This is a genomic window from Bradyrhizobium sp. UFLA05-109, assembly GCF_054185165.1.
Genome location: NZ_JBBIAR010000002.1, coordinates 1 through 12,270 on the forward strand (window position 1 = coordinate 1; position 12,270 = coordinate 12,270).

At 63.4% G+C, this 12,270-nt stretch carries 10 protein-coding genes; 4 read left to right on the plus strand and 6 right to left on the minus strand.

The genetic code is table 11. The features are described 5' to 3' along the window. Positions 1-211: 211 nt before the first annotated feature. From Q3C01_RS01300 to Q3C01_RS01310, 3 genes are read right to left on the minus strand one after another with little or no spacing between them, the layout of a single operon-like run. Positions 212-1,762, minus strand: a complete 1,551-nt coding sequence (locus Q3C01_RS01300; protein ID WP_458143218.1) for an efflux transporter outer membrane subunit — start codon at positions 1,760-1,762, stop codon at positions 212-214. Between the two features lie 13 nt (positions 1,763-1,775). After that, positions 1,776-5,027, minus strand: coding sequence for an efflux RND transporter permease subunit (locus Q3C01_RS01305; protein WP_458143220.1), 3,252 nt, complete (start codon positions 5,025-5,027; stop codon positions 1,776-1,778). Positions 5,028-5,075: 48 nt separating this feature from the next. Next, positions 5,076-6,278: an efflux RND transporter periplasmic adaptor subunit gene (locus Q3C01_RS01310; protein WP_458143221.1), complete on the minus strand. Its 1,203-nt coding sequence runs from the start codon at positions 6,276-6,278 to the stop codon at positions 5,076-5,078. 659 nt (positions 6,279-6,937) lie between these two features. Here Q3C01_RS01310 and Q3C01_RS01315 point away from each other — a divergent pair. Then, a complete protein-coding gene (locus Q3C01_RS01315) occupies positions 6,938-7,612 on the plus strand; it encodes a response regulator transcription factor (protein ID WP_458143222.1) in 675 nt (224 codons plus the stop codon). Position 7,613: 1 nt separating this feature from the next. Beyond that, the gene (locus Q3C01_RS01320; protein ID WP_458143224.1) at positions 7,614-8,957 is read left to right on the plus strand and encodes a sensor histidine kinase; all 1,344 of its coding nucleotides are present in this window, start codon (positions 7,614-7,616) and stop codon (positions 8,955-8,957) included. Positions 8,958-9,133: 176 nt separating this feature from the next. Here Q3C01_RS01320 and Q3C01_RS01325 read toward each other — a convergent pair whose 3' ends face one another. Continuing rightward, positions 9,134-9,298, minus strand: a complete 165-nt coding sequence (locus tag Q3C01_RS01325) for a hypothetical protein (protein WP_458143226.1) — start codon at positions 9,296-9,298, stop codon at positions 9,134-9,136. 212 nt (positions 9,299-9,510) lie between these two features. On the opposite strand from Q3C01_RS01325, the gene Q3C01_RS01330 reads away from it, so the two are divergent. Both Q3C01_RS01330 and Q3C01_RS01335 read left to right on the plus strand, forming a co-directional pair. Beyond that, the gene (locus Q3C01_RS01330) at positions 9,511-9,705 is read left to right on the plus strand and encodes an Hcp family type VI secretion system effector (protein ID WP_458143227.1); all 195 of its coding nucleotides are present in this window, start codon (positions 9,511-9,513) and stop codon (positions 9,703-9,705) included. A gap of 73 nt (positions 9,706-9,778) precedes the next feature. Further along, on the plus strand, positions 9,779-9,958 hold the full coding sequence (locus tag Q3C01_RS01335) for a hypothetical protein (protein WP_458143228.1): 180 nt from the start codon (positions 9,779-9,781) through the stop codon (positions 9,956-9,958). Positions 9,959-10,087: 129 nt separating this feature from the next. Here Q3C01_RS01335 and Q3C01_RS01340 read toward each other — a convergent pair whose 3' ends face one another. Next, entirely contained in the window at positions 10,088-11,692 is a 1,605-nt protein-coding gene (locus tag Q3C01_RS01340; RefSeq protein WP_458143230.1) for a TRAP transporter large permease, read from the minus strand. Next, positions 11,689-12,228 (minus strand): TRAP transporter small permease subunit, encoded by a 540-nt coding sequence (locus Q3C01_RS01345; protein ID WP_458143232.1) that lies wholly within the window; start codon positions 12,226-12,228, stop codon positions 11,689-11,691. Before Q3C01_RS01345 ends, Q3C01_RS01340 begins: the two co-directional genes overlap by 4 nt. Positions 12,229-12,270: the final 42 nt, after the last annotated feature.

Genomic DNA, 12,270 nt, shown 5'->3' on the forward strand with positions numbered 1-12,270 from the left:
CGGCGTACGACACGCCGTCCGATATGTTTCGCTTCATCCTCGGCCTGACCGTCGGTGGCTTCGTTGCCGTCCAGATCTTCCTCTATCCGAAGAACCCGGCCGAGATGCGCAAATGGGTTCCGATCGGCCTTGCCGTGCTGCCGCTCGCGCTGCTGTGCGCAGCCGTCATCTGGTAGGCGTTCCCCTTCGTCCGCTTCCCGTTTGCCTCCGCTCATTTGGCCTCGCTCACCCGAACGGTCGCATTGGAGGCGTCCGCCATCACGCAGTCGCGCCAGACCGGAGTCGTGCATTGTGCCGGCCAGCTGCCGCCGAGCGCCATGAACAGGCCGGCGGTGTCCGAGAGGCGCGTCGCTTGTGCCTGAACGCGGGCGACCGCGGCTGTCAGATAGACTTGCTGGGCATTGAGCACGACCACCTGATTGACCTGCCCGAGAACGAGCTGCTTCTGAATGATGTCGAGACTTGCCTTCGCGGCGAGTTCGGCCTTGACCGCAGCCTGCACGGCACGCGCATCGGCCTGTAGACTGCGCAAAGCGTCGGCGACGTTCTGCATCGCCGTGACGACGGCCTGGCGATAGAGTCCGTCCGCCTGGTCCACCGCGGCCTCTGCGGCCTTCTGCTTGTGGTAAAGCGTCAGTCCATCGAAAAGCGGCTGGGTCACACTCGCCGCGATGACATAGAAGCTGGTCCCTGGCGTGAACAACTCGGCCAGGCTGAAGCCGGTGGCTCCTGCATTTCCGGTAATCGTCACGTTGGGCAGCCGCGCCGCGATCGACACACCGACCAGGGCGTTCGTCGAGTGCAGCAGCGCCTCGGCAGCCCTGACGTCCGGACGTTGGCTTACCACCTTGCTCGGGAGGCTCACCGGCAGATTTGCGGGTAGCGTCAGCCCGTCGAGCGTAAACTTTTGCAGGATTTCGTCCGCGGAGAATTGCCCGGCAAGCGCGGTCAGGAGGTCGCGCTGAATGGCGAGCTGCTTTTCGAGCGGCGGCAGGAGCTGCTCGGACTGGGCCAGCGCGGCCTCCTGCGCCAGCACGTCGACCTGGGAGGCACTGCCCGCGTTGAACTGGTTCTTCACGATCTCCAGGATGCCGCGCTCAATCTTCACAACGCGCTGGATCGCGGCAATCTGGCCGCGAAGTGATGCTTCCTGGATCGCCGCGGTGACGACGTTGGCAGTCAGCGTGAGGTAGGCCGCCTCGAGCTGGAACAGTTGCTGCTCGGATATTGCATCGAGACTCTCGACGGCGCGAATATTCTGGCCCCAGATATCCGGCACGAAACTGACGTTCAATTGCGCGGTATGGAGCGAAAATACCGACGGGGACTGGCCACCTGGACCCGAACTCGAGGCGCCGGATATCTGCTGCTCGGAGGGCGTGTAATTTGCGCCGATCTGCGGGAAGTAAAGCCCGCGCTGGGCCAACGCGTTGTATTGCGCGATTCTGATTGATGCCTCGGCCGACTGCAGGGTGGGGTTGTGCTCGACTGAGAGCCGGATCAATTCGTTCAGGGGCTTGGATCGGAACGCCGCCCACCAACGGATCGGAATATCCGCTCCATCCACGAAACGCTGCCGCGGCACGCGCGGCCCGTCGGACTCGCTGCGCGGCGAAGCCGTCGGCTCCGGCGTGTAGCGGGTGACGTCGGGTGCCGGGGGCGGGGCGAAATTCGGGCCCACGGCGCAGCTCGCAAGCCAGAGGCTTGCGCCGCCGGTGGCGAGCCCTCGGGCGAGGCGGATCATGGCTGTTGCGCTGCGCATTCTCCTCGCCTTCCTAATGGGCCACTTCTGGCGGCGAGGGGGCCGCGTTGTCCTGTTCGGACGGCGCTCGCTCCCGCGACAGGAATATCTTGCGCAGGGCCGGCGCGACCACGAGGAGCAGCAGCGGGCCGATGAACATGCCGCCGACCACGACGGTGGCAAGCGGCCGCTGCACCTGGCTGCCGATGCCGTGCGACAGCGCCGCCGGGAACAGGCCGACGCCGGCCGACAGCGCGGTCATCAGCATCGGCCGCATGCGCTGCTCGGCGCCGTTGAACACGGCTTCGGCGATGCCGAGACCCGAGGCGCGCAACTCGCGGAAATAAGTGATGTTGAGGATACCATCCATCACCGCGACGCCGAACAGCGAGATGAAGCCGATCGCGGCCGAGATGCTGAAATCGAGATCGGCGAGATAAAGGGCGATCAGGCCGCCGCCGACCGCGAAGGGAATGCCGGCGAGCGCCAGCAGGCTGTCGCGCACCGAGTTGAACAGGCTGTAGAGCAGGACGAAGATCAGCAGCAAGGTCACCGGCAGCACGATCATGAGACGGGCCTTCGCCGCCTCGAGATTGTCGAACTCGCCGGACCAGATGATGCGGTAGCCGGTCGGAAGCTGCACCGCCTCGGCAACGCGCGCCTGCGCCTCTGCGACCGTGGAGCCGAGATCGCGGCCGCGCACGCTGAACTTGATCGGGATGTAGCGCTGGCTTTTCTCGCGGTAGATGAACAGTGCACCGGTATCGAGCGAGATGTCGGCAAGCTCGCTCAGGGGAATGTAGGCATTGGTGCCGGACGGCGTCTGGTAGGCAACCTTCAGGCTGCGGATCTCGTCGATGTTCTGGCGGAATTTGGGGTCGAGGCGCACTGCGACGCCAAAGGTGCGGTCGGCCTCCAGCACGTTGGTGGCGACGCTGCCGCCGAGCGCGGCCTGAACCACGGTGGTGACGTCGCCCGTGTTCAGCCCGTAGCGGGCCGTCTTCTCGCGATTGACCCTGATGTTGAGGTTGGGCTGGCCGACCAGATGGAAGATGCCGAGATCGGCGACGCCGTTGACGTTGCGCATCACGTCCATCACCTTGGCCGCGGTCTGTTCCAGCACGTCGAGATTGGGGCCGATGACCTTGACCGAATTGGCCCCCTTCACGCCGGACAGGGCTTCTTCGACATTGTCCTGGATGTACTGGGAGAAGTTGAAGGTGATCCCGGGCAGCTCCTCGTCGAACTCCTGCTGCAACTCCTCGGTCAGCTTCTCCTTGGTCAATCCGGGCGGCCATTCGTCGAACGGCTTGATCGGTGCGAACAGCTCGACATTGGAGAAGGGCGATGCGTCGCTGCCATTGTCGGGCCGGCCGTGCTGCGAGACGACGGTGACGATCTCGGGATGGCGCAGCAGGATCTCGCGCATCTTGCGCGTTGCCTCGGTGCCGGCGTCGAGCGAGATGGTCGGCGGCATCGCGGCGCGGATCCAGAAATTGCCTTCCTCGAGCGCGGGCAGGAACTCGCTGCCGAGCCGGCTTGCCGCAAGCCCCGAGAGGGCGAGGAAGATGACGCCCGCGGTCACCGCGAGCCTGACGCTGCCGAGCGCCCAGCGCAGTACCGGCGTGTAGACCTTGCGCAGGCCGCGCACGATGACGGTCTCGGTCTCCTCGATGTGCTCGGGCAGCAGCAGCGAGGCGAGCACGGGCGTTACCGTGAAGGTCGCGAGCAGCGCGCCTGCGAGCGCGTAGCCATAGGTGCGCGCCATCGGCCCGAAGATCTGGCCTTCGACACCCTGCATCGTGAATAGCGGCACGAAGGCCGTCACCGTAATCGCGGCGGTGAAGAACACGGCCTTGTCGACCTGCAGTGCGCTGACGAAGATCATCCTTAAGCGCTCGGTCCAGCGGACCGTGGTCGGCTGGCCGTGAGCCGGTGCGGTCGGATCGGGACCCCAAAAGCCTTCGGCCAGATTCTGGAGCACGCGGGCGCGACTCTCGGGGTTCGATTGGAAATTGCGGAAGATGTTCTCCATCATGATGACGGCGGAATCGACGATGATGCCGAAATCGACCGCGCCGAGCGACAGGAGATTGGCGTCCTCGCCCTGCAGCACCAGGATGATGATGGCGAAGAACAGCGCGAACGGAATGTTGGCGGCCACGATCATCGCGCTGCGCAGATTGCCGAGGAAAACCCACTGGATCACGAACACCAGGAGGCAGCCGAACACCAGGTTGTGCAGCACAGTGTGTGTCGTGACCCCAACCAGCGTGCTGCGGTCGTAATACGGCACGATCTTGACGCCCGGCGGCAGGGTGCCGTCGCTGTTGATCTTGGCAACCTCGTCCTGGACCTTCGGGATGATGTCGTTGGTGTGCTGGGTCCGTCCCATCACGACGATCGCGGCGGTGATGTCGTCTTCCTTGTCCTTGCCGGCGATGCCGAGCCGCGGCACGTAGCCGATCGAGACCTTGGCGACGTCCTTGATCTGGATCGGAAGCCCGTTCTGCTGGGTGAGGACGATGTTCTCGATGTCGCTGACCCGGTAGCCCTTGGTGACGTCGTCGGCGCCCCCGGAATCGATCAGGCCGATGCCGCGGATGTTGACCGACTGCTGCCCGATCGCGATCTCGCGGCCGCCGACATTGGCGTTGGAATTGCCAAGCGCGGAGACGAGCTGTGGCACAGTGATGTTGTAGGATTCCAGCTTTGCGAGGTCGGCGTCGACATTGAACTGCTTGGTGGTGCCGCCCCAGGAGTTGATTTGGACCACGCCGGGAATGGTCATCAGGCGCCGGGTGACGACGTAGTCCTGCAAGGTGCGCAAGTTGGTCAGGCCGAAATTCGGCGGGCCGACGAGCTGGTAGCGATAGATCTCACCGACCAGGCTCGACTGCTGGATGGTCGGCACCAGATTGCCGGGCAGGGTGATGTTCTGCTGGATGCTGTTGGCGGCCTGCGTCAGCGCGAAATAATAGTCGACGCCGTAGCGGAAGGTGACGCGGACGAAGGACAGGCCGTAGAACGAAGTCGAGCGGATGTTGACGACGCCGGGCGTCGGATAGAGGCCGACCTCCATCGGGATCGTGTAGTACTTCTCCATCTCCTCGGCCGACAGCCCCGGTGCCTGCGCGGTGATCTCCAGGATCACGGGCGCCGGATTGGGATAGGCCTCGATGTTCAGCTTGCTGAAGGCCGCAAGGCCTGCGGCACAGAACACGACGAGGCCGAGCACGATGATCGCGCTGCGGGTCAGGCCGAACTGGAGGATGCTCTTGATCAAGGCCGTTTACTTGTACTGAGTGGCGGGCGCGGTTGACGGATGCGAGGTTCAGCCTGTGACCGCGATCGCAAACTTGTTGCTGAGGAAGATTGCACCGGTTGAGGCCACCAGCTCTCCGGGGTTCAGTCCCTCAACGATCTGGCGCCATCCGTTCTGCTCCAGCCCGACCTTCACCGCGCGCCTCTGGAAGTGGCGGCGGTCGGTGGTGACCCACACTGTCATGGAACCGTCACCTTCGCGGACGATCGCGTCCGAGGGGACCGCGATCGACGTTTTCGGACCTTCGATCTCGATGGAAAAACTGGCGAGCATGCCGGCGCGGAGCTTGTGATCGGGATCTTCGATCACCGAGCGGACCAGTTGCCGATGCGTGCTCGGGTCGATGTTCAGCCCGAGTGTCGTCACAGAGCCCCGGAATACCTCTCCGGGGTAGGCGGGAACGCTGACCGCCACCGGTTGGCCAAGCTGATAGGCGGGGGCGTCGGTCTCGATGACATTGGCGACCATCCACATGGTGGAGAGGTCGGCAAGCGTATAGGGCGCCGGCGCATTCCCCGGCTGGACGTAGAGGCCGGGCGCGGCGGTGCGGGCCACGATCTTGCCCGAGATCGGACTTAGCACGCGCAGGATGGAGTCGACCTTGCGGTCCGCGAGGATGCGGTCGACCTCCTCGTCGGTCTTGCCGAAGATGCGCACGGCGTCGCGAGCGGCCTTGTAATTGCCTTCGGCGGTCTGCTGATCGGAGGTTGCCTGATCGACGTCCTTCTGTGCGCCACCGCCGGTCTTCAGAAGCTGCTTGACGCGATTGAGGGTCCGGGTCTGGAGCTCCAGCACGCCCGCGGCGGCCAGCAGGGTGGATTCGGCCTGGAGCAGATCGGGGCTGTCGATCGTGAACAGGGGCTGCCCTTTGCTCACGGTATCGCCGACGTTGAGGATGGTATCGACGATCTTGCCCGGGTTGGGAGTGAACGCCTGAACCAGCATGTTCTGGTTGAAGTCGATCGAGCCGACCGCGTTCTTCGTCACGCGAAAGGCGCGCGGCTCGGCCGCCAGAATCTTGAAGCCGTCGGCTTGCTTCTCGCTGACTCCGACTGTTTGCTGCGCGACATCGACGTTGCTCTTGGTGTCCGTGTCCGCGGCCTTCGCCGAGCGAATGTCCTGGGTGCGGCTGAGTAGCCAGGCGCCGGTCAAGAAGACCGCGACCGCCGCGACGGCTACTGCATAGCCCGCATGCTTGATGCGAGATGCCATCTTCGCTCCTGCCACCCCTGATTCCTTTGGATGCGTTTGCGCCTCACGTGTCAGGGTTGCTGAGCATTTGCAACCCAGCAACTCCAGCGCGCGGAACTGTGTTAGCAAGCTCGCCTTACGTCAATCTGACAGGCCCGAACCTATCGGTTCTCTCGTTGATTATGACGCTTTTCCGATGATTTGGGCGATGACCGAAACGATGGCGGCTGCGGCTGCGGCCGCTGCCTGCCGCGACTGTGTCCCAAGGTCTGCCGGGGCATGCGGCTCGCCATTCCATGCAAACAGGCCAAGGGACAGGGCAACCTCGAGCGCGAGTATCCCCGAGATACCGGCCGAAATGAATGCAATCCAGCGTGCGGCACTGCGGCTCAGAGGCGTGGATCGAAGAGACATGACATCATCTCTGGATCTGCAAAGGAGGCAAGTGCTTCGCCATCGAATTGGCTCACGATCGAATGGATTGCCGTAAAGACGGGCAGCGCGAATTTTGAAATTACTGGGTCGCGCGATGTGGGTTGGCGATTGACCGGCATGTCCGCCGATTGCATCGGCAGCGACCTAGAGTATGTTAGTAGGCCGATCTTACACCAACCTGACGGCTTCCATGTACTGCGAGTGCGTTCCTTCCGAACAATGGAAATCATTGGACTTCACCTGAGATGCGTCTTCTGATCGTCGAGGACAATGTCGAGCTGTCGCGGCTCGTTGCGAACGGCCTGACCGCGGCGGGGTATGAGAGCGACATCGTCAGCAGCGCGGCCGAAGCGCGCGAGGCGGTGCGCAACGTCAGCTATGCCGCGATGATCCTCGATCTCGGCCTGCCCGATGGCGACGGTCTTGCAGTGCTGCGCGAGCTGCGCCGCCACATGGACCCGTTGCCGGTGCTGGTGCTGACCGCGCGCGGCGGCCTGCAGGACCGGGTCAACGGCCTGCGCAGCGGCGCCGATGATTATCTCGCCAAGCCGTTCGCGCTCGAGGAGCTGGTGGCGCGGCTGGAGGCGATCCTGCGCCGCCCCGGCCAGTTGCTCGGCCGCTCGCTGCGCCTTGCCAACCTCGTCTACGACACCGAGAGCCGGCAGATATTCGTCGACGACCAGCCGCGGATCATCTCCGCGCGCGAGACCTCGGTGCTGGAGATCTTGCTGCGGCGGCAAGGGCGGGTTGTGCCTAAGAAGAACGTCGAGGATCACATCTTCGGGCTCGAGGGCGAGGTGGCGTCCAACGCCGTGGAAGTCTACGTCTCGCGGCTGCGCAAGCAGCTCGCCGAGCACGGCGCCAAAGTCGTGATCCATACCATCCGCGGCGTCGGCTATCTGATGGCCGAGGAGAAATAGCGTGCTGCGCCTGAGGCCACCGACGTTCAAATCGCTGATCTGGCGCATCGTCTTCCTGCACATCGTTGCGGTCGCGGTGGTCGCGATCTTCCTGCCGCTGGTGCTGTTCTGGCTGTTGAATTCCGAGATCGACCATTTGCATCGCGCGGCCATGCGGGCGCAGGCGGAGGTGCTCGCCGAACGCATCGCCGTGCAGCCGGACGGCAGCATCACGTTCAACCTGCCTGACAGCCTCCGCGGCCTCTATTCGGAGGCCTATGGCCGCTACCAATATGACATCAGCGATGCCGACGGCAGGGTGCTGTTCTCTTCGCACAAGAAGACCGGCGCGGCGGCTTCGGAGACCATTTCCGGTGCGGGCGTCACGCGCACCATCGACGACAAGACCGTGCGCATCCAGGTCGCCGAGGATCTCGCCCATCGCGACGTCATCATCGACGACATCGTCGCCAATTTCTTCCGCCGCGTCGGGTGGATCACGATTCCGATCCTTCTGGTCCTGCTCGCCACCGACATCATCATCTTCCGCCGCGCCATCTCGCCACTGCTGAAGGCCTCGGAGGAGGCGACCAATATCAGCCCTGCGCGCACCGATATCCGCCTGCCGACGGAGCAGATCCCGCGCGAGATCATGCCGCTGGTCACCGCCGTCAACCAGGCGCTCGACCGGCTCGAGGACGGCTTTCGCGTGCAACGGCAGTTCACCGCGGATGCCGCGCATCAGCTGCGCACGCCGCTCGCGATCCTGCGCACCCGGATCGAGACATTGGGCGACGGCGCGGCCAGGGAGGCGTTGCATGCCGACATCGAGGGCATGAGCCGGATCGTCGCGCAGCTGCTGGAGATCGCCGAGCTCGATACGCTGGTGCTCGATCCCGGCGAGACCGCGGACCTGCGTGCCGTCTGCGCCGAGGTGATCGGCTCGATCGCGCCGCTGGCGCTTGCCCAGAACAAGGACATCGCGCTGAAGGGCACCGATGCGCCGGTCCTGATCCACGGCAATTCCGAGATGCTGCAACGGGCGATCTTCAATCTTGCGGAAAACGCCATCAAGTTCACCGCGAGGGATACCGCCGTCGACGTCGAGGTCAGCGGCGATGGCGTGGTGCGGGTGCGCGACTGCGGTCCGGGCATCGCGGAAGCCGAGCGCGAGCTGATCTTCCAGCGCTTCTGGCGCGCCGACCGCCAGCGCAGCGATGGTGCGGGCCTCGGGCTGTCGATCGTGCGCGGCGTCGCGGAGGATCACGCGGCGAGCATCGCCGTCGAAAACCTCCCCGGCGGCGGCGCGCAGTTCACGCTGTGCTTCAAGCTGGCGGGTCAGAGCCCTGCACCGGTCCCTTCGTAGCACAGGGTGGGCTGAACTCTTTGTCGAGATGCCTTGACCGCGGCCGGCTTCAGGACGGGCGTTGCCGAAGAGTCGCGCACAGCGAGCTCACATTGAAAAAGGTCGGGCTTGCCGACCGGCGGCATCTTCCTCCGTCCGAGGAGGGAGAAGATCGCCGCGTCTGCGATTTGCGGCACTTAGGAGCTTACGGTAACCAGCTTCATTGTAATTGTTAGAAACTCGAGTGGCTTCCCACCGGTCTTTCCACCACCGGTGACCCGGCTCAACTCCTGCTCCGCCAACTCGATCTTGGCCTTACCGGTTGTCATGGTCGGTTGGTCCTGCAGTGAGGGTTTGGTCATGTCTCTCTCCTGAGTAGCCGATAGCCTGGCGGCGATACTCAACCGACGATCCAACCAAGTATGTGACTTTGATCACTAGCTCAGTGCTGGGACCTCCCGACGCTGTCCGGCCAGTCTGTCATGTCCCGCGCGGTCGCGTGAGCAGGGTGATATCCGTCACAGGCCCTGCGAAGCAGATGGAGCATGCTCATATCCTCATCAAGGAGTAGATCATGAGCAGCCTCAACACAGTTCAAAAGCTTTCGAAATGCGAATTGAACGACGAACTGCTAGCGAAAGCCACTGGTGGATCCCTTTCACTCAGCTACACGGAAGTAGAATTTAAGTACACCGAGCAGAAGCCGGATGGCACCGCCAAGGGTAACGTTGCCGCCAAATGGAGCCTCGCTCAAGGTGCCGTAGCGTGAGCTAAAAGATGTCAATCACCGGCATTATCGCTCTGAGATGAGCGCTGGTGTTGGCAAGCAAAGAAACAACATCATGACACGGCAGCCCAATGACAAGGACCTCGAAGCCCACGTTCCCATGGCAGAACTGAGCGAATGCGACCTTGAGAGAGCGGCCGGCGGTTCACAGTCTTCTGGAAGCGGTTCGGGCAAAATCCTGCACGGCGACCTGCAATGTCAAAAATATCTCGATAAGGCGTCCATCATTCTCTGAGGGAAGCACGGCTGTCGAGTTCTCGGCCGTGAGCATGGACGGCGGTGTTAGGCGGCCGCGGAGTGACCGGAGGCCCGCCAGTGCGTGCCCTTCTCCCACAAGGAGAGAGAGCAGTCGCGTTCGCGTCAGCTACTTCTGCGGCGGGCCGAGGTCGAGCGGGGGCAGATCGATCTGCGGCACCTCGATCTTCACCTTGTCGAGGTCGACATCGACCGGCTTGTCGAGCAGGCCCGTCACCACGGACGGGAAGACGATCACGAGCAGCACCATGATCATCTGCAATCCGATCCAGGGCACCGCACCCCAGTAGATGTCCGAGCTCTTCACCGAGCGCGGCGCGACGCCACGCAGGTAGAACAGCGCGAAGCCGAACGGCGGATGCAGGAACGAGGTCTGCATGTTCACGCAGAGCATGACGCCGAACCAGATCAGCGCGGCGTCGGGGCCGACCACCGGCGCCAGCATCTTCTGGGCGATCGGCGCGATCATCGGCAGGATGATGAAGGCGATCTCGAAGAAGTCGAGGAAGAACGCGACGAAGAAGATGAAGAGGTTGATGAAGATCAGGAAGCCCCAGACGCCGCCGGGCAGGGACGTGAGCAGGTGCTCGAGCCAGACGCCGCCGTTGCAGCCGAGGAACACGATCGAGAAGCAGGTCGAGCCGATCAGGATGAAGGTGACCATGCAGGTGATGCGCATGGTCGTCTCGTAGCCCTGCTTGATCAAATCGCGCAGGTCGGGGATGCGGGCCGCCTCGATGCAGATCCAGGCGACCGCGAGGTAGGTGATCGCATAGGCGATCTTGAAGACGATGTTCTCGCTGAACAGCATCGCGACGATCGTGCCGATGCCGGCGGTGATGACGCCGATGATCAGGATCTTGCGTCCCGTGGAGGAGAAGTCCTTGTGGTGGATGGCGGCGAGGACGATGGCGCCGACGGCGCCCATCGCGCCCGCTTCGGTCGGGGTCGCAAGGCCCAGCATCATGGTGCCGAGCACCACGAAGATCAGGACGGCGGATGGGATGATGCCGAGCAGGCACTTCTTCCACAGCGCCCATCCGGTCAGCGTGCGCGCCTCTTTCGGGACCGCCGGAACGTGGCTCGGCTTGAAGATGCCGAGCATGAAGGTGTAGCCGGCGAACAGGACGATCTGGAAGATCGAGGGACCCCAGGCGCCGAGATACATGTCACCGACGGACTTGCCGAGCTGGTCGGCGAGCACGATCAGCACCAGCGAGGGCGGCACGAGCTGCGTGATGGTGCCGGAAGCCGCCAGCACGCCGGTGATGTAGCGGATGTTGTAGCCGTAGCGGATCATCACCGGCATCGAGATCAGGGCCATGGCGATCACCTGCGCCGCCACCGTGCCGGTGATGGCGCCGAGGATGAAGCCGACGATGATGACCGAGTAGCCGAGGCCGCCGCGGATCGGGCCGAACAGCTGGCCCATGGAATCCAGCATGTCCTCGGCGAGCCCGCATCGCTCCAGCACAGCGCCCATGAAGGTGAAGAAGGGGATCGCGAGCAGCAGTTCGTTGGCGAGCACGCTGCCGAACACGCGGCCGGGAATCGCCTGAAGGAAGTTCAGGTCGAAGAAGCCGAGATGGATCGCGAGAAAGCCGAAGGAAAGGCCGAGCGCCGCCAGCGTGAACGCGACCGGGTAGCCGATCAGCATCGCCACCACCAGGCCGCCGAACATCATCGGCGGCATCATCTCCAGCGTAATGGTCATTGGGTCGGTCTCTCGTACTTGGCGTCGATCGTCACATAGCCCTGGAGAGCCGCGATACGCTTGATGACTTCAGACACACCCTGCAGCGCCAGCATGACGAAGCCTGCGGGGATCACGAACTTGATTGGCCAGCGGATCAGGCCGCCGGCATTGCCGGACATCTCGCCGACGTCATAGGCCTGCATGAAGAACGGCCAGGAGAGTTTTGCGAGCAGGAGGCAGGAGGGGATCAGGAAGAACAGCGTGCCGATCAGGTCGAGCCAGAGCTGGCCGCGCTCGGACAGCATCAGATAGAAGATCTCGACGCGGACATGCTCGTTGCGCTTGAAGGTATAGGACGCGCCGAACATCACGAGCACGGCGAACATGTACCATTGCAGTTCCAGCCAGCCGTTCGACGAGTAGCTGAAGGCGTAGCGGATCATGGCATTGGCGGCACTGACGAGGCACGCCAGCAGCACCAGCAGGTTACAGATATTGCCGATTTTTTCATTGAGGAGGTCGATGACGTTGCTCACCGCCAACAATGGTCGCATCTTACTTTTCTCCGCCGCGGCCTTCATTCATGGGGTGCATGT

Bases quoted from the DNA above. Each gene is read 5' to 3' on its own strand.
- Q3C01_RS01300 (WP_458143218.1), bottom strand. From the start codon at position 1,762: ATGCGCAGCGCAACAGCCATGATCCGCCTCGCCCGAGGGCTCGCCACC.
- Q3C01_RS01310 (WP_458143221.1), bottom strand. From the start codon at position 6,278: ATGGCATCTCGCATCAAGCATGCGGGCTATGCAGTAGCCGTCGCGGCG.
- Q3C01_RS01315 (WP_458143222.1), top strand. From the start codon at position 6,938: ATGCGTCTTCTGATCGTCGAGGACAATGTCGAGCTGTCGCGGCTCGTT.
- Q3C01_RS01325 (WP_458143226.1), bottom strand. From the start codon at position 9,298: ATGACCAAACCCTCACTGCAGGACCAACCGACCATGACAACCGGTAAG.
- Q3C01_RS01330 (WP_458143227.1), top strand. From the start codon at position 9,511: ATGAGCAGCCTCAACACAGTTCAAAAGCTTTCGAAATGCGAATTGAAC.
- Q3C01_RS01335 (WP_458143228.1), top strand. From the start codon at position 9,779: ATGACACGGCAGCCCAATGACAAGGACCTCGAAGCCCACGTTCCCATG.
- Q3C01_RS01340 (WP_458143230.1), bottom strand. From the start codon at position 11,692: ATGACCATTACGCTGGAGATGATGCCGCCGATGATGTTCGGCGGCCTG.
- Q3C01_RS01345 (WP_458143232.1), bottom strand. From the start codon at position 12,228: ATGCGACCATTGTTGGCGGTGAGCAACGTCATCGACCTCCTCAATGAA.